Annotated in this window: 24 protein-coding genes; 11 read left to right on the top strand and 13 right to left on the bottom strand. The window is 74.2% G+C overall.

Features of this window, described 5'->3' with window-relative positions; translation table 11 throughout:
• Window positions 1–16: 16 nt before the first annotated feature.
• Both ACIRRS_RS06800 and ACIRRS_RS06795 read right to left on the bottom strand, forming a co-directional pair.
• The gene (locus ACIRRS_RS06800; protein WP_402966105.1) at window positions 17–514 is read right to left on the bottom strand and encodes an AAA family ATPase; all 498 of its coding nucleotides are present in this window, start codon (window positions 512–514) and stop codon (window positions 17–19) included.
• Between the two features lie 28 nt (window positions 515–542).
• Window positions 543–1,028 (bottom strand): MarR family winged helix-turn-helix transcriptional regulator, encoded by a 486-nt coding sequence (locus ACIRRS_RS06795; protein WP_402966103.1) that lies wholly within the window; start codon window positions 1,026–1,028, stop codon window positions 543–545.
• A 62-nt stretch (window positions 1,029–1,090) separates the two neighbouring features.
• Between ACIRRS_RS06795 and ACIRRS_RS06790 the strand changes: the two genes are divergently transcribed.
• The gene (locus ACIRRS_RS06790) at window positions 1,091–1,741 is read left to right on the top strand and encodes an MBL fold metallo-hydrolase (protein ID WP_402966101.1); all 651 of its coding nucleotides are present in this window, start codon (window positions 1,091–1,093) and stop codon (window positions 1,739–1,741) included.
• A 98-nt stretch (window positions 1,742–1,839) separates the two neighbouring features.
• The gene (gene coaE, locus ACIRRS_RS06785; RefSeq protein WP_402966099.1) at window positions 1,840–2,439 is read left to right on the top strand and encodes a dephospho-CoA kinase; all 600 of its coding nucleotides are present in this window, start codon (window positions 1,840–1,842) and stop codon (window positions 2,437–2,439) included.
• On the opposite strand, the gene ACIRRS_RS06780 is transcribed toward coaE, so the two are convergent.
• Entirely contained in the window at window positions 2,436–3,590 is a 1,155-nt protein-coding gene (locus ACIRRS_RS06780) for a sensor histidine kinase (RefSeq protein ID WP_402966097.1), read from the bottom strand. The genes coaE and ACIRRS_RS06780 overlap by 4 nt on opposite strands.
• Window positions 3,591–3,680: 90 nt before the next feature.
• Here ACIRRS_RS06780 and ACIRRS_RS06775 point away from each other — a divergent pair, with 90 nt between their 5' ends.
• Window positions 3,681–4,211, top strand: coding sequence for a GNAT family N-acetyltransferase (locus tag ACIRRS_RS06775; RefSeq protein ID WP_402966095.1), 531 nt, complete (start codon window positions 3,681–3,683; stop codon window positions 4,209–4,211).
• 91 nt (window positions 4,212–4,302) lie between these two features.
• Here ACIRRS_RS06775 and ACIRRS_RS06770 read toward each other — a convergent pair whose 3' ends face one another.
• Window positions 4,303–5,013, bottom strand: a complete 711-nt coding sequence (locus ACIRRS_RS06770; protein ID WP_402966093.1) for a hypothetical protein — start codon at window positions 5,011–5,013, stop codon at window positions 4,303–4,305.
• Window positions 5,014–5,091: 78 nt separating this feature from the next.
• Between ACIRRS_RS06770 and ACIRRS_RS06765 the strand changes: the two genes are divergently transcribed.
• Complete coding sequence (locus tag ACIRRS_RS06765; protein ID WP_402966091.1) at window positions 5,092–5,973, top strand: LysR family transcriptional regulator; 882 nt, start codon at window positions 5,092–5,094, stop codon at window positions 5,971–5,973.
• 163 nt (window positions 5,974–6,136) lie between these two features.
• Window positions 6,137–6,700, top strand: coding sequence for a hypothetical protein (locus ACIRRS_RS06760; RefSeq protein ID WP_402966089.1), 564 nt, complete (start codon window positions 6,137–6,139; stop codon window positions 6,698–6,700).
• Window positions 6,701–7,188: 488 nt separating this feature from the next.
• Here the strand turns inward: ACIRRS_RS06760 and ACIRRS_RS06755 are convergent, their stop codons facing one another.
• The gene (locus ACIRRS_RS06755; protein ID WP_402966087.1) at window positions 7,189–8,448 is read right to left on the bottom strand and encodes an alpha/beta hydrolase-fold protein; all 1,260 of its coding nucleotides are present in this window, start codon (window positions 8,446–8,448) and stop codon (window positions 7,189–7,191) included.
• A 196-nt stretch (window positions 8,449–8,644) separates the two neighbouring features.
• Here ACIRRS_RS06755 and ACIRRS_RS06750 point away from each other — a divergent pair, with 196 nt between their 5' ends.
• Complete coding sequence (locus ACIRRS_RS06750) at window positions 8,645–9,508, top strand: hypothetical protein (RefSeq protein WP_402966085.1); 864 nt, start codon at window positions 8,645–8,647, stop codon at window positions 9,506–9,508.
• 20 nt (window positions 9,509–9,528) lie between these two features.
• Here ACIRRS_RS06750 and ACIRRS_RS06745 read toward each other — a convergent pair whose 3' ends face one another.
• Window positions 9,529–11,844: a tetratricopeptide repeat protein gene (locus ACIRRS_RS06745; protein WP_402966083.1), complete on the bottom strand. Its 2,316-nt coding sequence runs from the start codon at window positions 11,842–11,844 to the stop codon at window positions 9,529–9,531.
• A 40-nt stretch (window positions 11,845–11,884) separates the two neighbouring features.
• Window positions 11,885–13,465 (bottom strand): ribosomal protein L7/L12, encoded by a 1,581-nt coding sequence (locus ACIRRS_RS06740; RefSeq protein WP_402966081.1) that lies wholly within the window; start codon window positions 13,463–13,465, stop codon window positions 11,885–11,887.
• A gap of 405 nt (window positions 13,466–13,870) precedes the next feature.
• Between ACIRRS_RS06740 and ACIRRS_RS06735 the strand changes: the two genes are divergently transcribed.
• A complete protein-coding gene (locus tag ACIRRS_RS06735) occupies window positions 13,871–14,017 on the top strand; it encodes a hypothetical protein (protein WP_402966079.1) in 147 nt (48 codons plus the stop codon).
• 74 nt (window positions 14,018–14,091) lie between these two features.
• Window positions 14,092–14,526, top strand: a complete 435-nt coding sequence (locus ACIRRS_RS06730) for a hypothetical protein (protein WP_402966077.1) — start codon at window positions 14,092–14,094, stop codon at window positions 14,524–14,526.
• Window positions 14,527–14,599: 73 nt separating this feature from the next.
• On the opposite strand, the gene ACIRRS_RS06725 is transcribed toward ACIRRS_RS06730, so the two are convergent.
• Together ACIRRS_RS06725 and ACIRRS_RS06720 are read right to left on the bottom strand one after the other, a co-directional pair.
• Complete coding sequence (locus tag ACIRRS_RS06725; protein ID WP_402966075.1) at window positions 14,600–14,869, bottom strand: hypothetical protein; 270 nt, start codon at window positions 14,867–14,869, stop codon at window positions 14,600–14,602.
• A gap of 380 nt (window positions 14,870–15,249) precedes the next feature.
• Window positions 15,250–15,519: a hypothetical protein gene (locus tag ACIRRS_RS06720; RefSeq protein WP_402966073.1), complete on the bottom strand. Its 270-nt coding sequence runs from the start codon at window positions 15,517–15,519 to the stop codon at window positions 15,250–15,252.
• Window positions 15,520–15,750: 231 nt separating this feature from the next.
• Between ACIRRS_RS06720 and ACIRRS_RS06715 the strand changes: the two genes are divergently transcribed.
• Window positions 15,751–16,188, top strand: a complete 438-nt coding sequence (locus ACIRRS_RS06715; RefSeq protein WP_402966071.1) for a VOC family protein — start codon at window positions 15,751–15,753, stop codon at window positions 16,186–16,188.
• Window positions 16,189–16,218: 30 nt separating this feature from the next.
• On the opposite strand, the gene ACIRRS_RS06710 is transcribed toward ACIRRS_RS06715, so the two are convergent.
• Together ACIRRS_RS06710 and ACIRRS_RS06705 are read right to left on the bottom strand one after the other, a co-directional pair.
• Entirely contained in the window at window positions 16,219–17,337 is a 1,119-nt protein-coding gene (locus ACIRRS_RS06710) for an alpha/beta fold hydrolase (RefSeq protein WP_402966378.1), read from the bottom strand.
• A gap of 277 nt (window positions 17,338–17,614) precedes the next feature.
• Window positions 17,615–17,932, bottom strand: a complete 318-nt coding sequence (locus ACIRRS_RS06705; RefSeq protein ID WP_402966069.1) for a DUF6191 domain-containing protein — start codon at window positions 17,930–17,932, stop codon at window positions 17,615–17,617.
• A 157-nt stretch (window positions 17,933–18,089) separates the two neighbouring features.
• On the opposite strand from ACIRRS_RS06705, the gene ACIRRS_RS06700 reads away from it, so the two are divergent.
• A complete protein-coding gene (locus tag ACIRRS_RS06700) occupies window positions 18,090–19,382 on the top strand; it encodes an FG-GAP-like repeat-containing protein (protein ID WP_402966067.1) in 1,293 nt (430 codons plus the stop codon).
• 115 nt (window positions 19,383–19,497) lie between these two features.
• Window positions 19,498–21,051: an FG-GAP-like repeat-containing protein gene (locus ACIRRS_RS06695; protein ID WP_402966065.1), complete on the top strand. Its 1,554-nt coding sequence runs from the start codon at window positions 19,498–19,500 to the stop codon at window positions 21,049–21,051.
• A 136-nt stretch (window positions 21,052–21,187) separates the two neighbouring features.
• On the opposite strand, the gene ACIRRS_RS06690 is transcribed toward ACIRRS_RS06695, so the two are convergent.
• Both ACIRRS_RS06690 and ACIRRS_RS06685 read right to left on the bottom strand, forming a co-directional pair.
• Window positions 21,188–24,037, bottom strand: coding sequence for a BTAD domain-containing putative transcriptional regulator (locus tag ACIRRS_RS06690; RefSeq protein ID WP_402966063.1), 2,850 nt, complete (start codon window positions 24,035–24,037; stop codon window positions 21,188–21,190).
• 95 nt (window positions 24,038–24,132) lie between these two features.
• Window positions 24,133–25,359, bottom strand: coding sequence for a glycosyltransferase (locus ACIRRS_RS06685; RefSeq protein ID WP_402966061.1), 1,227 nt, complete (start codon window positions 25,357–25,359; stop codon window positions 24,133–24,135).

Here is a 25,359-nt window from a genome sequence, read left to right as displayed (position 1 = left end):
GGACCCTAACAGGACGTCACGGGAGGGCGGCGAGCAGGTCGGCCGTGCAGTCCTCGACGGTGCGGTGGGCGGTGTCGAGGACGAGGTGGTCGCGGTCCCAGGGCTCGTACGGGCGGGTGGTGACGGCCGTCCAGTCGGGCAGGGCGAGGCCGGGGACGTCGACGGTGCGGGTCTCGGTGCGGCGGCGGTGCTCGGCGGGGTCGGAGCAGACGGTCTCGGCCTCCAGGTACGGGACGCCGGCCCGGAGGGCGACGGCGCGCCAGGCGTCGCGGGTGACGGTGAGCGGGTTGACGGACTCGGCGATCACGGTGAGGCCCTGGCGCAGGTGCTCCTCGGCGAGGGCGTGGGCGACGGCGTAGCCGACGGGGCCGAGGGGCGCGGGGAGTTCGCCGGAGTCGCGCAGGGCCTGCTCGATGGTGTCGACGCGCAGGTGGACGGCGCCGGTGCGGCGGGCGAGGGCGCGGGCGACGGTGGTCTTTCCGGTGGCGGGGAGGCCGCCCAGGATGATCAGCACAGGAGTCATGCTGCCCCAGGGGCCCGGGTCAGGACAGGCGGTTCAGGAGGTCGATCGCCGAGCGGAGCCGCTCCCGCTCGGCGGGGGTGAGGCGGGCCTCGATGGCGGTGGCGATCCGGTGCTCGCGGCGGGCGCGCTGGTCGAGGAGGGCTGTGCGGCCGGCCTCGGTGGCGGCGATCAGCAGCTTGCGGCCGTCGGTGGGGTGGGGCTGCTGGGCGACGAGTCCGGCTCCGGTCATCAGGGCGACGGTGCGGGCCATGGACTGGTGGCGCACCCGGCGGCGGTCGGCGAGTTCGGCGACGGTGTACGCGCGGTCGTCGCGGACGAGCAGGCCGAGGACGGCGGCCTGGTTCTGCGGCAGCTCGTCGGTGTCGCGCAGGGAGCGGACGAGGGTGCCGAGGCTCGCGCGCAGGTCGGCGGCGAGGCCCAGGGTGTCGGGGCGGGGGGACGGGGCGTCGTCGGCGGGCGCGGGGTCGGCGGGCATCGGGTCGTGGGGCATCGGTTCGTGGGGCATGGGGGCAGTCTACCGTCGGGAAATACAGCAAGGCTGTACAGCAATGCTGTACTGTTTCGACCATGCGAATCACCAAGTTCGGACACGCGTGCGTCCGCATCGAGCACGCCGGAACCACCGTCGTCGTCGACCCCGGAGCGTTCAGCGACCCGTCCGCGTTCGCGGGGGCCGGCGCCGTCCTCATCACCCACGAGCACTTCGACCACTTCGAGGAGGCCCGGCTGCGCGCCGCGCTGGAGGCGGACCCGGCCCTGCGGGTGTGGACCAACAGCGCCGTCGCCGCCCAACTGGACGGCGTCGCGCAGCGCGTCACCGTCGTGGGGGAGGGCGACGCCTTCGAGGTCGGAGGGCCCGGCGGGCTCGCCGTCTCCGTGCACGGCGAGTGGCACGCCGAGATCCACCCCGACATCCCCCGGGTGCGCAACATCGGCTTCCTCTTCGACGGCCGCCTCTTCCACCCCGGCGACTCCTTCACCCTGCCCCCGCAGGCCGTGGACACCCTGCTGCTGCCGATCGCCGCGCCCTGGAGCAAGGGTGCCGAGGTCGTCGACTACGTCCGCGAGGCGGCCCCGCGCCGGGCGGTGCCGGTGCACGAGGCGGTGCTCAGTCCGATCGGCTTCGCGGTGCAGACCCGGCTGGTCGGGCCCCAGGGCCCGGGCGTCGGCGCGGAGCTGACTGTCCTGGCCGAGGGCGAGAGCCTGGAGCTGGGCTGACCGGCTGGGCCGACCAGCTGGGCCGACCGACTGGCCTGACCGGGCTGGGCCGACCCGACCGGGCTGACCGGCCCCCGGGCCGCCGGTAGCCTGGCGCCATGCTGAAGATCGGACTGACGGGCGGCATCGGCGCGGGCAAGAGCGAGGTGTCCCGGCTGTTCGCCGCCCGGGGCGCGGTGATCGTCGACTCCGACGTGATCGCCCGCGAGGTGGTCGAACCCGGGACGGACGGGCTCGCGGCCGTGGTCGTCGAGTTCGGCCCGCAGGTGCTGCGGGAGGACGGCGCGCTGGACCGCCCGGCGCTCGGGGCGGTGGTCTTCGCCGACCCCGAGCGGCTCAAGGCGCTCAACGCGATCGTCCACCCGCTGGTCCGCGCCCGCTCCGCCGAGCTGGAGGCCGCCGCCGCGCCGGACGCGGTGGTGGTGCACGACGTGCCGCTGCTCGCGGAGAACGGGCTGGCGCCGCTGTACGACCTGGTCGTGGTGGTCGACGCCGAGGACGAGGTGCGGGTGGACCGGTTGGTGCGGCTGCGCGGCATGACGGAGGAGGAGGCCCGGGCCCGGATGGCCGCGCAGGCCACCCGGGCCGACCGGCTGGCGATCGCGGACCTGGTGATCGACAACAGCGGCCCCCTGGAGGGGCTGGCGGGCCGGGTCGACGAGGTGTGGGCGCAGCTGGTTCGCCGGGCCGTCGCTTAGGGGAGCAGGGCCCGGACGGCGAACCCGCCGTCCGGGGTCGGCCCCGCCTCCAGGGTGCCGCCGAGGTCGGTGGCGCGGGTGCGCATGCCGTCCAGCCCGTGCCCGCCGGAGGGCAGGGCCGGAGTTGCGCCGGAGCCGGGCGAGTTGACCACCGCCAGGCGCAGCCCGTCCGCCCCGGCTTCGACGGTGACGGCGACCTCGGCGGCGGGCGCGTGCTTGTGCGCGTTGGTCAGCGCCTCCTGGACGATCCGGTACGCGGCGTACTGCGCGTCGGGGTCGGCCTGCTCCGCCGAGCCCGTGAGCGTCAGCTCGACGGCCAGGCCCGCCCGCCGGGACTCCTCGACCAGCGCGGGCAGCCCGCTCAGCGAGGGCCGCTCCTCCGAGGCCGGGGTCAGCACGCCCAGCAGGCCGCGCAGTTCGGTGAGCGCCTGGAGCCCGAGGGCGCGGATCAGCCCGAGGGTCTCCCCGACGGCCGCCGGGTCCCCGGTCTGGGCGAGCTGGGCGCCGCCCGCGTGCAGGGTGATCAGCGACACCCGGTTGGAGACCACGTCGTGCATCTCCCGCGCCAGCCGGGCCCGTTCGGCCGCCGCCGCCCGCTCCTCGGCGTGCAGCCGGGCCTCCTCCAGCAGTCGGTTGCGTTCGGCCAGCAGCCGGTTCCGCTCGGCGAGCACGGAGACGGTGCGGGCCCGCTGGTGCGCGGTGAGGCCGAGCGCGATCGGGACGGCGCCGAAGACCAGCGGGTCCTCGATCAGGTTGGCGAGCGCGGACATCCCCGAGAGGTCGCCGAGGTCGAAGGGCCCGAGCAGCCGCGCCACGGCGAGCGAGGCCAGGCCGTACGTCATCGGGCTCGGGCCGCGCCGGGAGGTGAGGGCGTACAGGGCGACGGCGAGCGGGAGTTGGCCACAGGGCAGGGTGAGCAGGGCGACGGCCTCCGGCCAGCGCCGGCGCAGTGCCAGCGCCAGTGCGCCGGCCGCCATCAGGGCGGCGTTGAGCGGGCGCGAGGTGCTCGGCCCGACCTCCGGATCGTGGGCGGCGAGCGGCACCATCACCAGCAGGACGAGCGCGGCGGGCGCCAGGGCGGTGACCGGGCGCGGCAGTTGGGGTGCGAGGGAGAGGTCGTCGAGGGTGAAGGTCCGGCGCATGGTGCGCATGCTTCCACACGCCCCTCCCGGACCGGCCGGGAGGCCCTGTGGCCGGGAAAGGGGTGGTCAACGGGCCTGAGGAGAGGAGAGCATGGCGCCATGAACGATCATGACTCCGTCACCGTCGAACGGCTGGCGCACTACGACAGCGCCGGGCAGGACGAGATCCTCGGCCCGGGCACGGACGCGTACGGCGTCGCCCACCTCGGGCTGTCCTTCCTCCCCAAGGAGATCCACTTCGGCGTCCGGGCCGAGGACGGTCGGCTCGTCGCCCACACCGGGCTGCGGCCGGTGACGCTCACCGTCGGCGGCACCGACCTGGACGCGATGGGCGTCGGCGGGGTCTGCGTCGCCCCCGCACGGCGCGGCCGGGGCCTCGCGGGGACGGTCGTCACCGCCGCGCTCGACCACGCGCGGGGGCTCGGCTTCCGCTACGCGCTGCTGTTCTGCCTGCCGCAGAAGACCGCCCTCTACCGGGGGCTGGGCTTCCGCGAGGTCGCGGAGGCCGTCACCGTGGAGCAGCCGGAGGGGCGGCTGGTGGTGATGCCGCTGCGCACCATGTGGGCGCCGCTGGTGGAGGGGGCCGGCTGGCCGGAGGGGCCGGTGCGGCTGCGGTCGCTGCCGCTCTGAGCCCAGGAGCCGATCTGAACCCGGGAGTCGAGGCGAGCCCGGGAGCCGCTCCGAGCCCCGGAGCCGAGGCGAGCCCCGGAGCCGAGGCGCGTCAGGCGGCCGCGTGCGCGACGGCCGCGGCGGCCAGCGCCCGGATCGCGGTGTGCGCCCGGGTGCCGTCCCCGGACAGCTCCGGCTGGAACAGCGTGGCCAGGAAGAAGGGGTGCTCCGGCAGTTCCACGATGCGGACCTCCCCCGCCTCGTCCGTGCCGGTGACCCGCAGGCCCCGGGCGGTCAGCCGCTCCAGGTAGGCGGAGTTGAGCCCGTACGCGCAGTGGTAGCGCTCCTGGGAGCGGGTGGCGCCGAAGGCCCGCGCGGCGAGGCTGTCGGGGGCGATGTCGACGGCGCCCTCGTGGCCGACCAGGGAGCAGGCGAGGGCGGCGATCACCTGCTCGTCCCCGTCCGGGTCCAGCTCGCCGTGGGCGGCGTCGGCGAGGCCGCAGACGTTGCGGGCGTACTCCAGCAGCGCGTGCTGGAACCCGGCGCAGGTGCCGAGGAAGGGGATGCCCCGCTCGCGGGCCGTGCGGACGGCGGCCACGGCGCCGGCCTCGCTGGCGTACGGGCTGCCGGGCAGCAGCCAGATCGCGTCGAAGCCGTCGAGCGCGCCGGGCGCCTCCGCGTCCGGGGTGGGAATCCAGTAGGCGTCCAGGACGAGCCGCTCCTGCTGGGCGAGGGCGTCGAGCAGTCCGGGGACGCGGGCGTGGGAGCGGACGGCGGGGGAGCGGTCGCCGACCAGGGCGAGGCGAGGGGTGGTGTAGGTCATGCGGCTATCCTGACCCCGCACCGGGGATCAGCGCCAACGATGATCTCTTACGCTCCGATCAGATGGGCTGATGCCGCCGTGGACCCGCAGCAGCTGCGCACCTTCGTCACCGTCGCCCGCCTCGGCTCCTTCTCGGAGGCCGCCCGGGAGCTGGGCTACACCCAGTCCGCCGTCTCCCAGCAGATCGCCTCCCTGGAGGCGGACCTCGGCGCGGCCCTGCTGGTGCGCCGCCCCGTCGGCCCGACCACGGCCGGGCGGCGGCTGCTGGAGCACGCCGCGCCCCTGCTCGTACGGCTGGCGGCGGCGCGCGCCGACATCGCGCGCCTGGCGGGTGCCCCGGACGCCCGACTGGTGGTCGGCGCGACGCCGCTGGCGCTCGGGGCACGGCTGGGGCGCGCACTGGGCGAGGTGCGCCGGGCGTACCCGAGGACGGAGCCGGACGTACGGGTGCTGGGCCAGGGCGTGCTGCCCACGCAGCTCGCCACCGGCGAGGTCGACCTCGCGCTGATCGACGGCCTCGCCGCGCCCAGCGACCCGCTGCCGCTGCCCGAGGTCGGCCCGCTCACCACCGTCGCCCTCGACGAGCAGCCCGTGGCCGTCGCCCTGCCCGCCGGCCACCCGCTGGCCGGGCGGGCCGGGCTCGCGCTCGCAGACCTGTCCGCCGCCCGCTGGCTGGACGCGCCCGAACTGGCGCCCACCGGCGCCCGGTTGAGGGCCGTCGCCGGGGTGGACGGCTTCGCCGCCGCGACCCGCTACCGGGGCACGGACGTGCGCGGGCTGCTCGCGCTGGTCGCGCACGGGCACGGGCTGGTGCTGCTGCCCGGGCCCGTCCTGGAGGGGGTGGAGGGCGTGGTCGGCGTGACGGTGACGCTGCCGCGCCTGGTGCACCGGACGGAACTGGTGCACGGCAGCCTCCCCGAGGGGCCGGCGGCGGTGCTGGCACGGGCGCTCCAGCCCTGAGACCTGCCGAACTCCTCCGCCGGCAGCGGGTATTGACCTGCTGATGTGTACACGTGGACACAAGTCGTTCACGTCCCGGGACTGACGTCCGTCGCCCGCGCGATGCTGTCATAGGGCGCAGTCGCCCGGCATCCAGGCCGGGCCGGCCCAGGAGAGCGCCATCATGATGAACCGTCAGCGTTTCACCGCCGTCGCCGTGGCGACCGCCCTCGGCCTGGCCCTCGCCGGGCTCGCCGGCGGCGCCGCGCAGGCCGCCCCGGCCAAGCACAAGCCCCCGACCAAGGGCGGTACGAGCGCTGCGAGTTGTTCGCGGGCGTACCTGCCGCTGCCCGACCCGAACTGCACGCCCGGCGCGTACAACCCGGACGTCACCCAGGCGACGATCAACACGACCATCTGCGTCTCCGGCTGGACGGCGACCGTCCGCCCGCCGACGAGCTACACCAACCAGCTCAAGGCGCAGCAGATCGTGCAGTACGGCTTCTCGGACACCAACCCCTCGGACTACGAGGAGGACCACTTCGTCCCGCTGGAGCTCGGCGGCGCGCCGCGCGACCCGCGCAACCTGTGGCCGGAGCCGCGCTACGGCAACGAGCCGGCGCAGAGCAAGGACTCGGTCGAGAACAAGCTCAAGAAGGCGGTGTGCGGCGGCCAGGTCACGCTGAACGCCGCGCGCAGCGCCATCGCGAGCGACTGGACCACGGCGCTCAGCCGCCTGGGCCTGTGAGCCTGTAGAGCCAGGAGGAGCTGAGCCGGCCGGTCCGTCCGGTCCCCTGTGCCGGACGGGCCGACCGGCCGTCAGTGCGGGGGACCGGACGGCCGTCCGTCGACGGTCGTCGCCTCGGACAGGGCATGGCTGTTCCTTCCCCCGGGTGCTCGTCGACGGCCGTCCGCGGCCTGCGGGACGGGCAGGTTCGGGACGTCCAGTTCGACGGCGGTCGAAAACCTATGCCACCCGGAGGCTGGGAGCAAAGCGGGATTTCCGCTGGTGGGCGCCCCGGCATATGCAGTTGCAGGGCTGTTGCAGGGGCTTGGTGGCGAAGGTGTGTACGAGCCGCCCGGGTCGGGTGGGGCGGCGGGTGGGGCCGGGCGCGGCCGACTGCCCCCGTGGGCAGGGGGGTTGGCGTCCGTTCGTGCCCGGTGAGGCGGTGCGGGCGCCGCCGCCGGCCGGGCACGGACGGTTCGTGACACCAAGGATTTCCCAGACCCGACGCGTTATGCGCGGGTACCCGGTACGCCGAGCTGCTGCGCGAGCCAGGGCAGAGCCTGGGCGAAGGTCGCCGAGCCCGTCTGCCAGGTGTGCTTGCCGGAGGTGCTGCCGGTGGTGGTGCGGATGCCGTCCTTCCTCGCCGCCGCGTCGAGCGCCTTCGCGGACTCGATCTGGCCGTGCTCCTCGTCGCCCTGCCCGAAGTAGCCGGACACGCCCTGGTACTTGGGGTGGTGGGCGAGGACGGTCAGCGGGTCGTGGGCGGCCCAGGCGGCCGCGTCACCGCCGTACAGCTCCTGGACGGTGTGCTCCTTGTCACCGATGTACGGCCCCTTGTCACCGGAGAAGTCCCCGAAGTGGGCGAAGACGGCGGGGTGTTCGACGGTCAGGTCGAAGGCGCAGGTGCCGCCCATGGACCAGCCGGCCACGCCCCACTTGTGCGGGTCGACGGCGGCGTTGAACGTCTTCTGGATGTACGGGGGCACGTCCTTGACCAGGTGGCTCTCGGAGTTGCCGTGCGGCCCGTCCACGCACTCGGTGTCCACCCGGAAGCCGCCGGTCGCGTCCACGAAGACCAGGATCGGGGCGAAGCCGTTGTGCTTGGCGGCGAACGCGTCGGCCGTCTTGACCGCGTCCCCGGAGCGGATCCAGTTGTCGGGGGAGGAGAACTCGCCGCCGATCATCTCCAGCACGGGGAGCTTGGGCCGGTTCAGGCTGCGGAACCAGGCCGGGGGCAGGTAGACCAGCTCCTGGCGGTGGGCGAAGCCGCTGGCGGTGTCGGGGATGTCGACCTGGACGATGCGGCCCGTCCTCGTCCTGCCGTGGATGGAGGCGACCTCGCCGAGGGTGATCTGGTCGGGCAGCGGCTGGCCGGTCAGCTCGCCGACGGCGTCGTCCAGGGTCGGGTAGTAGCCGGTGGCGATGTTGACGCTGTTCGCGGCGCAGAACAGCGCGAGCAGCACGGCGGGCGCCACGAGGGCGCGCCGCCACCAGCGGGCCCCGCGCCAGCCGAAGCCCAGCACGGCGAGGGCGGTGATCGCGGCGCCGCTCCAGAGCCAGACGCCGAACGGGATCGGGTCGGTGATCCCGGCGAAGGCGAGGACGCAGACGGCCGTCACGGCGGTCAGGGCGAGGGCCGTGCCCAGGGCCATCGGTCCCCACTTGAGGCGCCAGGGGCGGTCCCGCCGGCCGGCGGCGGCCAGGAGGAGCGCGAGGGCGGCGGCCTGGACGGTCCACGGGAACCAGCCGTCGAGCAGGGAGACGTTCATGCGCGGAGGCTAGGGGCGGGGGATGAGAAGGCGGTGAGAGGCTGGGAGTTGGCTGTGAGAAACCTGTGAGCCGGGCGGTGCGGCCGAAGCAGGCGGCACGCCCGGGGTGAGGTGCGTTGGGCTGACAGCGTGAGAGGGTCCCACCGGTCGGCGTGCTGGCGCGGCGGGGCGGCCCGCTCCCGTTCACAGTGCAGGAATGCGCTTCCTTCCCTCCTGGTGCCGCCTTGCCGTGGTGACCGTGCTGACCTGCCTGCTCTCCGTGGCCGGGACACAGGCCGTGGCCGCTCCCGCCGGCTCCTCGTCGACCGGGTTCTCCTTCCCGTTCGCGGGGTCGCCCCGCTACCTGGCCGCCACGCCGACCGAGGTTCCGTCAGGAGGCGTGCTCCACCGCCCCCTCGGGCAGGAGGTGGCCGACGCGATCGCGGTGCGGCTCGGGCTGCGCAAGGCGGACGCGTTCACGACGGCGCAGTACCTGGAGTTCATCTCCGGCGGCGGTGTCGGCGGCGACCCCGAGGCGGCGGCGCTGGTCGACGCGAGCGTGCGCATCCTCACCAACACCATCGGGCGCCCGCTCCTCGCCGATGTCGACGGCGTCGTCACGCCGACGGTCCTCGCCAGTTACGGCCTCTTCGTCACCGAGGACGGCTGGCTGGAGAGCCCGGCCTACGCGACGGCCCCGACGCGCCTGGTGAACACCGTGATCGAGCCGGGCGGCTACATGGGCACCTGGATGCGGGCCAACGGCGCGACCGCCTCGCTGCGGATGCTCTACCGCTCCGCCTACCCGGTCGAGGCCGCGTACGGCTTCGTCGCGCAGCAGATCTCCGGCGACGCGCAGCTCGCGCCGAACACCGAGGACGGAGTCCGCTCGGAGGTGGGGATGTCCATGGCCCCGGCCCTGTGGGCCACCAACTTCGCCCTCATCTACACGCTGAACCCCCAGCTCGCCGCCGACATGCCGGCCCGCTGGGCCCCGATCCCCGACGTCGTCGCGAACGCGATCCTCACCAGTCCCACGGGCCGCGTCCGCTACGCCGACTACGCCTCCTACCTGCGATGATCCACGTCGTCTAGTTCCCCCTAGTCGTCCCAGTCGTAGTCGGGGCCGTCGTCGTCGGGATCGGGGTCCGGGTCGGGGTCGATGTCGGATTCGAGGTCGAAGCTCTCGGTTCCGTCGAAGTAGTCGAGGCCGTGGTCCGGGACGGCACCGATGTGGCCCCAGTCGACGGGGGCGAAGTCGTCGAGGTCGAACTCGGGGGTGAACGGGCGGGTCTCGTCCGGGACTTCGGTGCGGGGCGTCGGTGCCGGGCGGGCCTCGGAGAGGGCCTCGGCGGCGGCCTTGAGCGACTCGGGGAACACGTACGGCTGCGGGAGGCCGCCCTTGCCCCGGGCTTTGATCGCGAAGGTGAACGTGCTCGCGTCGGAGTTCTTCCCGAGCGAGATGAACAGGGCGACGGCGGCCTCCCAGCGCTTGCGCGCCCGTCGGCCCCGGCCGGCGGCGGCCTCGGCCAGGCCGAGATTGGCCAGGCACCGGGCACGGCTGAACGCCTTGCCGCCGCTCTCGAAGAGGTCGTGGGCGCGCTGGTAGTAGGGGAGCGCCTGGTCGGGTTCGACGCGCCGCAGCGCCAGGTTGCCGAGGTGGACGAGGGAACGGGCGGTGCCGGGGCCGTCGCCGAGGTCCTCGCGGAGGCGGAGCGCGTCGAGGTGGCACTCCTCGGCGAGGGGGTGGTCGCCGTGGTCGAGGTGGGCGTTGCCCAGGCGGGAGAGCAGGACGGCGAGGGCGGCCGGCTCCCCGAGGTCGCGCAGGAGAGCCGCCACCCGCCGGTGCCGGTCGACGTATCGGCCCAGCTGTACGCCGGAGGCGGAGTCCGGCAGGAGGCCCAGCAGATCGGCGAACGCGGCGGCGGCGGAACCGGCGTCCCCGGCCGTGTGGTGGGCGGTGGCGGCGCGGACGAAGTGGTCGAAGGCACCGTCGGCGTCCCGCGCGTGCCTGCGGTTGCGGCCCAGTCGGTGCCACAGGCGGCCTGCGGTGGCGAAGTCGCCGATGAGGTCCGCGCACTCGGCGGCGACCAGGTGGGAGGCGTGGAGGTCGGAGGAGCGGGTGCGGGAGTCCACGTCGAGCAGGGTGGCGACCTGGAGGGAGAGGGCGGCGGCCTCGGCATGGAAGGCGGAGTCGACGGCGAGGCGGACGGCGGCGGCCAGGGTGTGGCGCTCGGCGTCGAACCAGGCGAGGGCGCGGGACTCCTGGCGGCGCAGCGCGGGGACGGCGCGGGCGGCGGTGTCCGTGTAGTGGCCGAGCAGGCGCCGGACGGCCTCGCGGCGGTGGGGGTCGGCGTCCTCGGCGAGGGTGCGGTGCTGGGCCAGGCGGCGCAGGTGGGGATGGTAGGCGTACCGGCCCCGGGAGGTGGAGAGCAGGCGGGCGTTGGTGAGGGCGTCGAGGGCGGCGAGGGTGTCGAGGAGGGGGAGGCCGAAGAGGGCGGCGGCCTCGCCGGTGCGCAGGTACGGGCCGGGGTGGAGGGAGGCCAGGCGGAACAGGCGGGCATGGGCGGGGTCGAGGCGGCCGTAGGCGTAGTGGGTGACGTCGGGGACGGACTCCAGGCGCCGGAGGAGGGTGTCGGGCTGGAGGCCGGGGTCGAGGGCGAGTTGGGCGGCCGCGATGCCGAGGTGGAGGGGGCGTTGGAGACAGGCCTGGGCGAGGGGGACGTGCGGGGTGCCGAGGAGGGTGACGGCGTTGTCCTCGTGCAGCTTGAGGAGGGTGCGGCGGCTCTTGCCGGTGGTGCGCAGGACGAGCGCGGCGTTGCGCGGGTGCGGGGGGATGAGGTCGCCGATCGTCCGGTGGTCGGAGACGCCGTCGATGACGAGGAGGACGGGCAGGCCGCGCCGGGCGAGCCGGGTCAGGACGGTGCGGCAGTGGGCCAGGCGGTCGGCGCCCGGGGCGGGCATGTCCTCGGGCCGTACGCCCAGGGCGCGCAGGAGGGCCGCGTGGGCGTCGGCGGAGGGGAGGACGGGGGTGGCGGGGGAGGGGACGTCGTGGAGGTCCAGGAGGATGACGCTGCTGTACCAGCGGCGGGAGACGACCTCGGCGGCGAGGCGCAGGGCGAGGGCGGTCCTGCCGCTGCCGGGCGGGCCGGAGAGGGAGGTCGAGGTGGTGGTGGCCTCCCAGGCGAGGACGTCGCGGCGCCAGGCGTAGACGGAGTCGCGGGTGGGGCGGGTGGGCTTCGTGGGGGCCTTGCGGGGGGCGAGGTCGCGCAGGAGGGCGTCGAGGACGGCGGAGCGGCCGACGAAGGGTGCCGGAGGTGGGGGTGGGAACGCGAGCGCGGTGGGCGGGGTCGGAGGGAGGACGAGGGAGCCGATCCGTCCGGGGTGGGGGGAGGTTGCGCTCGCGTCGGTCGCCACGGGTACTTCTTAGCTCAACTGGGCTGTGGTGCAAGGGGTTTTACAAAGGGTTGTGGATGTCCGTGGTCAGGTGGACGGTGCCGGTGAAGGACGGCGGGTAGACCGTGCAGCTCGCGGTGACCACCGCGTTGGGGGCGGCCGAGGGGAGGGGCGTGGTGCACCGGCCGACGACCCCGCTGGTGCCGGTGAGGCTGAAGGTCACGGACGCCCCGCCGGCCCGGCGGCCGTCGTTGACGAACGTGCCGGACACCGGGCAGCCGCTGGTGCTGCTGCACGTGCCCGCGAACTGGCTTCCGGACTCGATGAAGTACGCCGAGTCGCAGTGGGCGAAGCAGTAGGGGGTGACCGAGGAGTTCGGGGAACGGTCGTTGTGGGCCATCGACTTCAACAGGTTGGACCACCAGTGCTGGTTGAGGCCGACCCCGATGAGGACGAGGACGGCCAGCGTCGAGAGGCAGCCAAGGGCTTCCTTCGTCGCGGACTGGGCCTTCTGCGCGCCTGTCCCGGTGGGGGTGGGCTCGGTGGGCCCGTCCGGGTAGGTGGCCTGGGGGTCGTGGACCTTGAAGGTGACGGTGGCACCCGCCTGCTCCAGGACGGTCCTGACGTCGATGGCGGTCCTCCAGTTCACCCTGGTCAGGACCGGGCGGGACGGGGTGTCGAGGAGGTCCTTGGATTCTTTGAGGCCCTTGCCGGTGAGGTCCTTGAGGGCGTTGATGACGTGGATCTTCCGGTCGCCGGGGGCCTCGATGAGGACGTCGAAGAAGCTCGCCTCCTCGGTGGGCGGCGGGGCCTTCTTGGTGGTGTTGCCCGGCTTCGTCATGGCGAGTGCCTTGGCGATGGTCGGACGGTTGGCGGGGGTCTTGTCGAGGAGGGCCGTGATGAGCGGGGCCAGGTGGCCGGCGCGGGCCGGGGGCGGGGGCTCGTGGAAGGCGACGGCGCGGAGGGTGCCGGTGAGGGTGTCGCGCTCGAAGGGGGAGGTGCCTTCGGTGGCCTGGTAGAGGGTGGCGCCGAGGGAGAAGAGGTCGCTGGACGCGGTGCCCTGGTGGCCGTCGGCGCGCTCGGGGGCGATGTAGGCCATCGAACCGATGATGCCGCCCTCTTCGGTGAGTTTGGTGTCGGTGTCGTTGACGGCGATGCCGAAGTCGGTGAGGAGGACGTTGCCGTTGTCGGCGAGCATGATGTTCGCCGGTTTGACGTCGCGGTGGACGATTCCGGCGGCGTGGGCGGCGTCGAGGGCGGAGAGGATCGAGGCGGCGACTTTTTGGGCTTCCTGGACGGGCAAGGGGCCTTGCTTGAGGCGGGATTCGAGGGAGGTTCCCTTGACCAGGCGCATCACTGTCCACGGAATCGAGTCCTCAACCACCACGTCGAAGACGGCGACGATGTTGGGGTGATCGCGGAGTTTCGCGCCGTGGCGGGCTTCGCGGCGGGCGCGGATGAGGAGTTCGTTCCAGAAGTCGTCGGCGATGCCGGGGCGGCGGAAGACTTCCTTGATGGCGACATCGACGCCGAGCTGTTGGTCGTGGGCCCGCCAGACCCGCCCCATCCCGCCGGCGCCGAGGGGTTCGATCAGCCGGTAGCGGCCGCCGATGGCTCGGATCGGCGTGGTCTTCGGTTCCAACGGGGGAGCTCCTTAGAGGTCGAGGGATGCTCCCCACCATGGCCAGGGGCGAGGGAATAAGGACAGGTCAAGCCACCGGCCATCCCTGGCCGGTGGCGGAGAAGGAGGGGAAGAGACAACAACGGGCGGCCCCGCGTGGCGCGCGGGGCCGCCCGGGGAGTTCGGTTCAGAGTTCGGTCGGGAAGTCGCCGGCGCGGATGCCGGAGACGAAGGACTGCCAGCCCTCGGGTGTGAACCCGAGGGCTGGGCTGGCGAGTCTGGAGCAGGCCGGGGATGTACGCAGACTCGTATGACTTGTTGCTGACGGCCGTCTCTTCGTGGCGGATCAAGTCCGTGGAGAGCGGGTTCAGTTGTTCGTAGCCCGCCACCCTCGAATCCCTCTGGAACCGGGTCTGCTTCCTCCCCATGACCCGCCCCCAGTACCACCACCTCGAGCACGCCCTCACCGGCCCCTGCGCCGTCCGCGACGTCATCCGCCACCTCTCCGGCCACCCCCTCCTGGCCCTCCCCATCGGCGATCACGAACTCTGCATCGCCTGGGCGCCCGTCTAACCTCCCTGACCCCTGCGTGCTAGGTTTGAACGCGTTCAGATCGACCGCAGCATGCAGGGGGAACCATGCCAGGAGTGCCCACGAGCGCCCGGTGGTCGGCCGCAGCCGCCGTCGCCGTCTTCGCCCTCCCCGCGCTCCTCACCGCGCTGCTGCTCGGCCTCAGCTGGCCCTACCTCGCCCCAGTCGTCGAACTCCTGAGCGCCGCCGCCTGCGTTGCCCCGCTCTGCTTCCGCCGCCGTGACCACTTCCGCGTCGCCTGTGCCGCCGCCGGGGCGATCGTCGCGAGCGTCTGGCTGCCGACGCTGCTCGTCTTCACTGTGCTCTGCCTGGGGATCGGCGACCTGCTCGGACTGCTCGCCCGTTTCGCCGCCGTCGCCGCCTCGATCGCCGCGCTCATCGCCGCCTTCCAGCGCGCCAAGGGCACCGAGCACGGCCGCCCCGCCGCCTTCGTCGGCTGGACGGCCTCCGCGCTCGCCCTCGCCTCCTGGGCCTGCGCCGCCGTCCAGTAGCACTGGAACAGCGCGGAGCCCCCGTCCCGAAGGACGGGGGCTCCGAACCGTCAGAGGCCTCGGATCAAGGCCGTCAGCCGCCCACGACGTTGGCGCCGGAGCCCGTGAACGAGCCCGAGGTGCCGTTGTCGTCCGCCCAGATCCAGAAGTCGGCGTGCGAGACGCCGTCCGGGCCCACGTGGGACTCGACACCCGCCACGCCGGCGCCGTTCGGGCCGACGGTGAAGTAGCCCTTGCCGAAGTTCGCCTCGATGCCCTCGTGGGCGGAGGCCAGGCCCGCGCAGCCGATGACGAGCGGGACGGTGAGGGCGCTGACGGCGAGGACGCGTCGAACAGTACGCATGATGATCTTCTCCACGAAGGTGGTGGGTTGTCAGTGGCAGTGCCCGGCGGGCCTGCCTCCACCAGGGACACATGCTTCGTGAACGCACGCAAGCGATGCCGGGCCGGCATCGACCTGACTGGGTGTCGGAAACGCCGTGCCAACCTGCGGAAACGCGCCTTCTTGTGATCATAGGCAGGATCATTCGGCCGGAGCAGAGCCCCCGTGCTCGGACGCCGGTCGGCGCGGGCTCGGCCGGTGCCCGCCGGGCATCGCGCGGACCGTTCGGCCCCGAGGGCAGCCCGGAGCCCCCCGCCCCGAGGGGCGAGGGGCTCCGGGCCGTCATCGACCTTGGGCGGCGTTGTCGCGCCCGGGCGAGTCCGGGGTGATCGGTGGGCAGGTCAGCCGTTCGTCCAGGCGGCGCCCGAGCCCGTGAACCCGCCGGTGACGCCGCTGTCGTCGGACCAGATCCCGAAGTCGGCGTGCGAGACGCCCCCAGGGCTCACGCTGGACTCGGCGCCGGCCACGCCGGAGCCGTCCGGGCCGGCGGTGAAAAAGCCCTGGCCCCAATTCGCGTCGAGGCCTTCGGTGGCCGAGGCCAGGCCGGCGCAGCCGATGACGAGCGGGAGGGTGAGGGCGCTGACGGCGAGGGTGCGGCGAACAGTGCGCATGATGATCTTCTCCATGGGGGTGGGGGGTGTCAGCGGCAGTGCCCGGCGGGCCTGCCTGTGCCAGGGACGCATGCTTCGTGGGCGCACGCAATCGTGCGACGCATGATCAAGGGAAGGATCATTCGGCCGGAGCAGCGCCTTCCCCGGGCCTGCCCTCCGGCGCCCGGGCAGGTCACGGGGCCCTGCGAAATCCGGGTGACGGCGACGCGCCCGCGCCGTTACGGTGGCGGAATGTCAGCGATCAAGAAGGTCCAGGTCACCTTCGACTGTGCGGAGCCCCTGCTCGTCGCCCGCTTCTGGGCCGCGGCACTCGGGTACGTCCTGCCGGATCCGCCGGAGGGGTTCGCCTCCTGGGAGGACTTCGACCGCGACAAGCCGGCAGACTTCCACGGCCCGGACTGGGGCGTGGCGGCCGACCCCGAGGGAGTCGGCCCGCGGCTGTACTTCCAGCGCGTGCCCGAGGGCAAGGTCGTCAAGAACCGGGTGCACCTCGACGTCCGGGCCGTCACCGGGCTCGTCGGCGAGGAGCGCCTGGTCGCCCTCGAAGCAGAGACGCTGCGCCTGATCGCCCTCGGCGCCGTCCGCGGGACCCTTCTGCTCGCCGACGAGGTCAACGAGTCCTGCCAGAACATGCAGGACATCGAGGGCAACGAGTTCTGCCTGGACTGACCCCGACCCCCGTCGGCCGCCGCCGCCCCGCTACCTGAGCAGGAACGCGTACACCGCCTGCCGCCCCGCCGGGTTCGCCGCGCGGTTCTGCACGGAGTGGGCCGCCCCGGGCACGATCACGATCTCCGGGTCGTGGGCCAACGCGGCCTGCTCCTCCAGCACTTCGTACGGCGTCGAGATGTCCCGGTCGCCTCCGAGCAGCAGCACCGGCACGTTCGGCAGCCTGCGGTGCTCCGGCGGCGCGGGCGGCACCGGCATGCGCGGCCAGGCCTGGCAGACCAGCAGGCTGCCGAGCCCGGTGGCCGTCGCCGCGTCGAACGGCCAGGTCTGCTCGGGGGTGAGCCGCTGCCGGGTGAGTGCCACCGCCGCCGCCCGGCCCGCCACCGGGGTGTCGGCCGTACCCCACGGGAACCGCGAGTCGGCGCAGACGGCGGCCGAGTGCAGCCCCTGGCTGAGCTCCTCGGCCGGGGCGGCGTCGACCACCGTACGGACGAGGCCGACCAGCTCCTGGAGCTTCGCGGGCCGCCCGTCGGCGGCCTCGTGCAGGGCCTCCGGGACGCCGCCGAAGTCCGGGTCGATGAACTCGTAGCCGGTGAGCGTGCTCAGCACCTGCGCCCCGTTGCCGTACCGCCGCACGGTGGCCGCGAGGTCGGCGGTCGGGTCGGTGGTGCAGCCTGTCGCGGTGCAGGCGGCGCGCAGGACGCGGGCGGTGGCGGGCATCGCGGCCAGGTCGAGCGGGTCGAAGCCCCCGGGCGGAGCCACCGAGTCGAGCACCAGCCGGGCGACGTGCACCGGGTGCGCGAGGGCGTAGCGCTCGGCGACGAAGGTGCCGTACGAGACGCCGTCGATGCTCAGCCGGTGACGGCCCAGCGCCCGGCGCAGCTGGTCGATGTCGGCGACGGTCGCCGCCGTGCTGTAGTGGCGGGCGTTCGGGCCGAGGGCGGCGGCGCAGTCGGCGACGGACTGCGGGCGGGGGAGGGCGAGGTCGGAAGAGCCCATGTCCTCCTGGAGGCCCGGGCACTGGAGGGCGCCCCGGCCGGTGCCGCGCTGGTCGAACATCACCAGGCGGTAGTCCTTGAGAACGGGCGCCAGATTGCCCGCCGTCCGGCTGATCGCCGGGCCGCCGGGCTGGCCGGGGCCGCCGGTCAGGAACAGCAGGTCGCCCCTGGGGGCGTTCGCGTTGCCGGTCATGGCGACCCGGAGGTCGAGGGTGCCCGGGGTTGCGCCGTCGTGGTCGAGCGGGACGGTGAGGGTGCCGCAGGTGAACTCGGGCGCGTCCGGGCAGGGCGCCTGCCCGGTGATCCCGCCGCCGGGCGGGGGAACGGCCACGGCGGGGGTGGCGAGCGTGGTGCCGGCGGCGACCGCGAGGGCGCCCAGTACGGCGGCGAGGCGGGCCCGGGTGCTCTTCATGCCAGCCCCCGGTGGGTCAGGATGCCTTCGGCAGCCGGATGACCGCCTTGCCGCTCGCCAGGTCCACCTCGGAGTGGCGCGGCGGGGCGCCCTCGCCCTCCTCGTCGCGCAGCATCAGCACGGCCTGCCGCTCCTTGAGCTCGTGCTGCTTGCCCGCCGAGAAGTTCGCGTGCAACTGCTCGAAGCCCGTGGCGGAGACCTGCCCCTGCCGGGCTCCGGTGCGCCAGGGCAGCAGCCCGGCGCGGCCGGCCCGCAACAGGATCTGGTCGACCACCGCGAGCGCGGTGAGCAGCAGGACGAGCCCGGGCAGCGTGACGAAGACGAGCATTCCCATGCGGCCAGTATCACCGGCGGGCCGCCAACGGGGAACCGTTGGTGGATTGTTGGGCCGCTGTTGGAGCCCGCTGCGAGCCTCGGGCCGTTCCCGCGTGGACGGCCCTCGCAGCGAGGTCGGGCCGCTCGCGCGCACCCCATGCCCGGAGGTAGGACGCGTGAAGATCAGAGTTCCCCGATTCCGCCGGATCAGAGCCGGACTGACGGTCGCCGCCATGCTGGTGGCGGGCCTGTCGTTCTCCGCCGGGCAGGCCTCGGCCGATGTGCACCCCCTGGCGTTCCAGATCCAGAACAAGGCGACCGGGCAGTGCCTCGTGGGCACCACCGACACCGGCGCGTGGCCGATCGGGTTCCAGCCCTGCGGCAGCAACGACAACCAGTACTTCGTCACCGGGTACCAGAACCAGATCGTCGACGGCTCGATGTACTACGGAGGCTCCTGCCTGGCGACGGACGGCTCCAGCGTCCTGACCGTCGGCTGCGGCAGCCACGACTACGGGCTCGCCTGGATGGAGCTGGACGCGACCGGCGGGTGGACGACCATCTCCAGCCCCAAGGGCTGCTACCTGAAGGTCACCCACGACACCCCCGTCTGCCGGCCCGGCTTCCAGGGCGACGACGCCCAGTGGCGCATGATCAGGACGCACTGGGACCACCACAAGGGCACCGAGGCCGGCAACGGCCGCGTGAAGTGGGCGGACTTCTGGGGCCGGGGCAAGGACGACTACATCACCATCGGCTCCACCGGCGCCGTCACGGTCTGGCCGAACAACGGCGGCGACGGCCGCGGCGGCTGGGGCTCGCCCGTCCAGGTCGCCACCGGCATCACCGCCGACCCCAACCGGGTGCGCTTCGCCGACTTCGACGGTGACGGGCTGCCCGACTACATCGCCATCAACCCCGACGGCTCGGTGCGCGTCTTCCTCAACCGGGGCGGCGACACGGGCGGCGGCTGGCAGGACATGGGCATCGTCGCCTCCGGCCTGACCACCGACCTCAGCCGGGTGCGCTTCGCGGACATCGACGGCGACGGCCGGGCGGACTACAACGCCATCAACCCGGACGGCTCGGTCACCACCTACCTCAACCACGGCGGCAACAACGGCGGCGGCTGGCAGAACATCGGCATCACCGCCACCGGCCTCACCACCGACCAGAGCCGGGTGCGCCTCGCCGACCTCGACGGCGACGGCCGGGCCGACTACACCGTGATCAACGGCAACGGCTCGCTCACCGCGTACCGCAACGTCGACGGCCACGGCCAGTGGTCCTCCATGGGCCAGATCGCCACCGGCGTCACCACCAACCAGAACGCCGTCGTCCTCGCCGACTTCACCGGCGACAACCGGGCCGACTACCTCACCACCAACCCGAACAACTCGGTCAACGCCTACCGCTACGACGGCGGCAGCAACTGGACCAACCTCGGTCAGATCGCCACCGGCGCCTGACACCCCTGACCGGCGCCGGCCACCTTCACCGGCGCCCCCGTGGGGGCTCCGGTCCGTCAACCGGAGCCCCCACCGAGACCGGACCACCGCACGACCGCACGTCCTGGGGGAGACCTTGAAACGCATCCTGGCCCTCGGCCTGAGCGCCCTGCTCGGCGCGGCCACCGTCCCGGCCGCCGCGCAGGCCGCCGCCAACCCGGCTGCCACTACCGCCGCCGTACCCTCGCTGCGCGTCATGCCGCTCGGCGACTCGATCACCGCGGGCGCGGGCAGCGCCACCGGCTCGTCCTACCGGGCTCCGCTGTGGAGCCTCGTCGCCGGCCAATCCCGGTACACCGTACGGTTCGTGGGCTCCCAGGCCGGCGGGCAGCTGCCCGACCTCGCCCACGAGGGCCACTCCGGCTTCATGATCGAGAACATCGCCGCCGGAATCGACCAGTGGCTCGCCGCCGCCCACCCGGACGTCGTCCTGCTGCACATCGGCGTCAACGACCTCGACCGCAGCACCGACCCGGCGCACGCGCCCGACCGCCTCAAGGCGCTCCTCGACCGGATCTACGCGGACCGGCCGGGCGTCGCCGTGGTCATGGAGGGCGTGATCCCCACCACCCAGGGCCTCGCGGCCTCCCCGGCGGTCTACAACGACAGGGCCCGCCAGCTGCAGGCCGTCGAGGCCCAGGCCGGCAACTCCTTCCGGTACGTGGACCCGCCCGCGCTGACCTCCGCCGAGATGTCCGACCGCCTCCACCCGAACGACAGCGGCTACCGGCGGATCGCGCAGGCCTTCTATGGCGGGCTCGACCAGGCCTTCTCCTCCGGCGCGGCGCGCGCCTCCGTGGTCTCGAACACCGCGAGCGAGTCGGGCGGCCTCGGCCGCGTCCGGTACGCGGACTTCGACGGTGACGGCAAGGCCGACTACCTCACCGTCAACCAGGACGGCTCGGTCAGCGTCTGGCTGAACAAGGGCGGTGACGGGCACGGCGGTTGGCAGTCGCTCGGCCAGGTCGCCACCGGCCTGACCACCGACCCGACCAGGGTCCGCTTCGCCGACTTCGACGGGGACGGCAAGGCCGACTACGAGGTGATCGAACCGGACGGATCGGTCCGCGTCTACCTCAACAAGTTCACCGGCGGGCAGGGAAGTTGGCAGGACCTCGGGACCGTCGCGACCGGTCTGACCACCGACCAGAGCCGCGTGCGCCTCGCCGACTTCGACGGTGACGGCAAGGCCGACTACGAGGTGATCAACGCGGACGGCTCCGTGCACGCCTACCTCAACAAGTTCACCGGCGGGCAGGGAAGTTGGCAGGACCTCGGGACGGTCGCGAGCGGCCTCACCACCGACCAGAGCCGGGTGCGCCTCGCCGACTTCGACGGCGACGGCCGGGCCGACTACGCCGTCATCGACCCGAACGGCGTTGTACGGGTCTGGCTGAACCGCGGCGGCGACTCCGGCGGCGGCTGGCTGGGCATCGGCCAGGCCGCCAGCGGTCTCACCCCGGACCAGAGCCGCGTCCAGTTCGCCGACTTCGACGGCGGGGGCAACGCGGACTACATCCGCACCGACCCGCCGTCCAACGCGGCCCTCGTCTACTCCTGGAACGGCGGCGACAGCCACGGGGGGTGGGCAAGCCTCGGCCAGGTGGCCGGCGGCGTGCCCACCGGCTGACCCGTCCGCCCGGCGCCGCCCGGGGGCCTCGGCCCTCGGGCGGCGCCGGGGTTTTCGCCGCTCGTGGCGTCAACCGACGGGCAGCGACAGAGAATTCACTGCTCGTGGCGTCAACCGGCGGACAGTGCACGAGAGTTCACCGCCGTGCGCCGTCCAGCTGCGCGAGCCCGTCGAGGCCCTGCCGCACGTACAGCGGCATGTTGTGCTCCCGGCCGAGCCCGGCCGCCTGCTCGAAGCAGGCCCGGGCTCGCAGGGCCCGGCCGAAGTGGGCGTGGGTGCGGCCGGTGATGACCAGGGTGTCGGCGACGCCGCTCATGTCGCCCAGGCGGCGCCGGATCTCCAGGGACTCGTCGAGCGCCGCGAAGGCCTCCTCCTGCCGGTCGAGCCCGCGCAGGCAGTCGCCGAGGTTGGCCAGGACCACGGCGGTGTGCGTGAGGTTGCCGAGGGCCCGGCAGAGGTCGAGGGCGGAGCGGAAGTGCGCGTACGCGGCCGCGAAGTCCCCGCTCTGGAGGTACGCCTGGGCCAGGGCGGCCCGCACGCCGAGCGAGCCCTCCTGCGCCCCGGTGCGCCGGTGCAGCTCCCAGGCCTCCTCGGCGTGCACGAGGGCCTGGCCGTAGTCGCCCCGCTGGCTGAGGGCCATGGCCAGGTTCCCCAGGAGGGTGGCCCGGCAGAGGTCGTCCTTGTGTCCGCCGTCGCCGTCGTGGACGTCGAAGACGGCGAGGGCGGCCCGCAGGGTCTCGATGGCCTCGTCGTTGCGGAAGGCCATGCCGTGGGAGGTGCCGAGCCGGCGCAGCGTCCAGGCCTGGCCGAGGAGGTCGCCGCGCTCCTCGGCGGACTTCAGGGCGAGGTTCAGGCAGGTGTCCCACTCGCCCGTCCACCAGAAGGTGTGCGCGTAGCCCATGAGCCAGATCGCCAGCCGCCAGGTGAGGTCGGGGCGGGAGGAGTCGGCGGCCCGACGGATCACCTCCTTGACGACGGGCAGCTCCTGCCGGCACCAGTCCAGCGCGTGCTGGGGGTCGGTGAAGGCGGGCACCGGGGCGGCGGGCGGCTCGGCCAGGCGCGGCGCGCCCGTCGCGTCGATGGTCGTCCCGGCGGCCTCCAGGGCGAGCGCGTACCAGACGCCTAGGCGCTGTTCGGCCGCCTCGCGGTCCCCGGCGGGCTCCTCCTCCAGGGCGCGCTGCGCGGCGAACTCGCCGAGCAGGTCGTGGAAGCGGTAGCGCCACTGCTCCGGCGTCTGCACGAGGTGGACGTCGGCGAGCAGTTCGAGCAGGTCGGCGGTCTGCTCCCGGGAGCGGTCCAGCAGGGCGGCGGAGGCGTCCACGCCCAGTGTGTGGCCCGCCCACAGGCCCAACAGCCGGAAGGCGCGGGCGGCTTCGCGCTCCGTCCGGTCCTCGCTGTCGCGGATCGCGAGGTAGCTGGTGGCGAAGGTGGTGTCGACGGCGAGCCGGCCCACCGACAGGGCGCGCAGCCGGCCCCGGCTGTCGTCCAGGCGCTCGGCCAGGGTGCCGGGGCTCCAGGCCGGGCGGGAGGAGAGCCGGGCGCCGGCGATCCGCAGGGCCAGGGGCAGGCCCGCGCAGGCGGCCAGCAGGCGCAGCGCGCCGTCCGGGTCCTGCCGGATGCGCTCGGGGCCGCAGAGGCGGGAGAGCAGGGCGCGCTGCTCCTCGACGTCGAGCGGGGGCAGGGACAGGTGCAGGGCCGCGGGGAGGTCGGAGAGGGTGCCGCGGGTGGTGACGATCACCGCGCTGCGGCCGTCGCCGGGCAGCAGGGGGAGGACCTGGGCGCTGTCGCGGGCGTTGTCGAGCACCAGGAGGACGCGGCGGGTGGCCAGGGCGGTGCGCAGCAACGCGGCGCGGTCGTCGGGGTGTTCGGGGATCGGGTGGGCGCGGCCCTCCTGCCGGCCGAGGGCGGCGAGGAGGGAGGCGAGCAGTTCGTGGGGCTCGCGGGCGGCTCCGGCGCCGAAGCCCCGCAGGTCGGCGTAGAGGCGGCCGTCGGGGAAGAGGTGCTTGGCGGCGTGGGCGGCCTGGAGGGCGAGGGCGGTCTTGCCGATGCCGCCCATGCCGGAGACGACGGCCAGGCGCGGGGCGTCGCCGTGGGCGGGCGGGGTGGTCAACAGGGCGGTGAGGGCGTCGAGTTCCGGTTGTCTGCCGGTGAAGTCGGTGACGGTGGCGGGGAGTTGGGACGGCGGGTCGGCTTCGGGCCGGACGGGCGGCGCATCGGTGGGCCGCGCATCGGTGGGCGGCGCCTCGTCGCGCGGTGCTTCGTCCTGGAGGAGCTGTTCGTGGAGCTGCTGGGCGGCCGGTCCGGGGTCGATGCCGAGCTCCTCGGCGAGGATGCGGCGCAGCCGCTGGTAGGCGGCCAGGGCCTCGGAGCGTCGGCCGAGGCCGTGCAGGGCGCGCATCAGCTGGGTGTGGAAGGGCTCGTGCAGCGGGTGCTCGGCCGTCAGGGTCGTCAACTCGGCGGCCAGGCCGTGGAGTCGGCCGAGGTGCAGGTCGGCCTCGATCCGCCACTCCAGCGCCTGGAGGTGCGCCTCCTGCCACTGCCGGCGCGGGGCCTCGGCCTCGGGGAGGTCGGGGAACTCGGCGAGGGGGACGCCGCGCCACGGGGCGAGGGCGGTGGCCGCCTCCTCCCGTACGGCCGTCCAGTCCTCGCGGAGCACGGCCTCGCGGGCGCGCTGGACACCCAGGGTGAGGACCCGGGCGTCCAGTTCGCCCTCGGCGACCTCCAGCAGGTAGCCGAGCGGGGTGGTGCGCAGGCGCTCGCCGCCGCCGAGCTGGGTGCGCAGCCGGGCGAGCATGTTGTGGAGCGAGGCGTTCGCCGAGGCCGGCGGGCGGTCGCCCCAGAGCGCGGCCTTGAGCCGGTCGGCCGTCACCGGCCGGCCCTCCGCCAGCAGGAGCACGGCGAGCAGGGCGCGGACCTTGGCGCCGCCGACCGTCCGTTCCCGGTGGCCGTCGCGGACGAGGAGCGGGCCGAGAAGGCTGTAGTGCATGATCGATCCCCCGGTCTGACCCACCGCGCGGGCTGTTCGGGCGCGGTGGTCATGCACACCGTAGGGGACGGGCGGGCCCGGCCCGCACGGGGGGTTCAGCCGGATCGTCGCCGGTCAGCGGCCTCCAGCAGCAGCCTCGCGGCCGTGGTCGTCCCGTCCGTGCGGATCGTGGCCGCCACCTCGCGCGCCCGGCGGGCCGTCGCGGGGGAGAGGGCGGCGGCGAGCGCGGCCGACAGGGAGGCGGCGGTGGGCACCGGGCCGTCGTGGGCCGCGCCGATGCCCAGCTCGGCGACGCGGGCCGCCCAGTGCGGCTGGTCCACGATCTGCGGGACGATCACCTGCGGCGCGCCCGCGAGGGCGGCCTTGGCGGTGGTGCCCGCGCCGCCGTGGTGCACGACGGCGGCGACCCGGCCGAACAGCGCCCGGTGGTCGACCTCGCCGACCACCAGGTGGTCGCCCCGGTCGTCCACCGCCGCCAGCCCCGCCCAGCCGCTGCCGAGCAGGACACGCCTGCCCCGGGCCCGTACGGCCTCCACGGCCACCCGGGCGAGGTCGGGCGCGGTGCGCATGGCCATGCTGCCGAAGCCCACGTACACCGGGGGCTCCCCGGCGGCCAGGAACGCCTCCAGCTCAGGCGGCAGCGGGCGCTCGTCGGGCAGGAACCAGGCGCCGGTCTGGACGAGGTCGTAGTCCGTCGCGTCCTGCCAGGGGCCCAGCACCGGGTCGGCCGCCAGCCACGGCCGCGCGGTGTACACGTGGTCGCGGACGTTCGTCACCGGGGCCAGGCCGAGCGCCGCCCGGTGGGTGTTCAGCGCCTCCCCGTACAGCGCGTCCACCCGCTCGGCGTCCTGGCGCCACAGCACCCGGTTGTCCGTCTCCCCGGCGGGCGAGGGCGTGCCCGGGCGGCGCTGCGGCAGGAAGCGCGGCGAGGGCAGCCCGAAGGGGTGGAAGCAGGCGAAGACGTACGGGACGCCCAGGCCCTCCGCCACCTCGCGCACCCCGGCGGGCATCAGCCCCGTCGCGAGGATCGCGTCGCAGCCCTTCGCCGCCTCCGCGAGGGCGCCGAACCGGCTCGCCACCAGCTCGGCGGCGAGCCGGAACGCGTCCTCCGTGGTCGGCGCCTTCGCGCCCGTCACGACGGAGCGCACGGACGGGCCGACCGGCGCCATCGGCACCCCGGCGCGGGCCAGCACCGCCGCGAACTCCTCGTCCGGCGGCGCGCACACCACCGCCTCCGCCCCCAGCTCCCGCAGGCGCGCCGCGAGGCCCGCCAGCGGTTCGACGTCCCCGCGCGATCCCCAGGTCGACAACAGCACACGCAT

This window comes from Kitasatospora sp. NPDC101183 (assembly GCF_044767945.1).
GTDB lineage: Bacteria > Actinomycetota > Actinomycetes > Streptomycetales > Streptomycetaceae > Kitasatospora.
Note: the sequence above shows the minus strand (reverse complement) of the source record. Positions and strands in the feature narration are given on the sequence as shown.

Coding starts and splice junctions, on each gene's coding strand:
- ACIRRS_RS06795 (WP_402966103.1), bottom strand. CDS start 1,028: ATGCCCCACGAACCGATGCCCCACGACCCGATGCCCGCCGACCCCGCG.
- ACIRRS_RS06790 (WP_402966101.1), top strand. CDS start 1,091: ATGCGAATCACCAAGTTCGGACACGCGTGCGTCCGCATCGAGCACGCC.
- coaE (WP_402966099.1), top strand. CDS start 1,840: ATGCTGAAGATCGGACTGACGGGCGGCATCGGCGCGGGCAAGAGCGAG.
- ACIRRS_RS06780 (WP_402966097.1), bottom strand. CDS start 3,590: ATGCGCACCATGCGCCGGACCTTCACCCTCGACGACCTCTCCCTCGCA.
- ACIRRS_RS06775 (WP_402966095.1), top strand. CDS start 3,681: ATGAACGATCATGACTCCGTCACCGTCGAACGGCTGGCGCACTACGAC.
- ACIRRS_RS06770 (WP_402966093.1), bottom strand. CDS start 5,013: ATGACCTACACCACCCCTCGCCTCGCCCTGGTCGGCGACCGCTCCCCC.
- ACIRRS_RS06760 (WP_402966089.1), top strand. CDS start 6,137: ATGATGAACCGTCAGCGTTTCACCGCCGTCGCCGTGGCGACCGCCCTC.
- ACIRRS_RS06755 (WP_402966087.1), bottom strand. CDS start 8,448: ATGAACGTCTCCCTGCTCGACGGCTGGTTCCCGTGGACCGTCCAGGCC.
- ACIRRS_RS06750 (WP_402966085.1), top strand. CDS start 8,645: ATGCGCTTCCTTCCCTCCTGGTGCCGCCTTGCCGTGGTGACCGTGCTG.
- ACIRRS_RS06735 (WP_402966079.1), top strand. CDS start 13,871: ATGACCCGCCCCCAGTACCACCACCTCGAGCACGCCCTCACCGGCCCC.
- ACIRRS_RS06725 (WP_402966075.1), bottom strand. CDS start 14,869: ATGCGTACTGTTCGACGCGTCCTCGCCGTCAGCGCCCTCACCGTCCCG.
- ACIRRS_RS06720 (WP_402966073.1), bottom strand. CDS start 15,519: ATGCGCACTGTTCGCCGCACCCTCGCCGTCAGCGCCCTCACCCTCCCG.
- ACIRRS_RS06715 (WP_402966071.1), top strand. CDS start 15,751: ATGTCAGCGATCAAGAAGGTCCAGGTCACCTTCGACTGTGCGGAGCCC.
- ACIRRS_RS06705 (WP_402966069.1), bottom strand. CDS start 17,932: ATGGGAATGCTCGTCTTCGTCACGCTGCCCGGGCTCGTCCTGCTGCTC.
- ACIRRS_RS06690 (WP_402966063.1), bottom strand. CDS start 24,037: ATGCACTACAGCCTTCTCGGCCCGCTCCTCGTCCGCGACGGCCACCGG.
- ACIRRS_RS06685 (WP_402966061.1), bottom strand. CDS start 25,359: ATGCGTGTGCTGTTGTCGACCTGGGGATCGCGCGGGGACGTCGAACCG.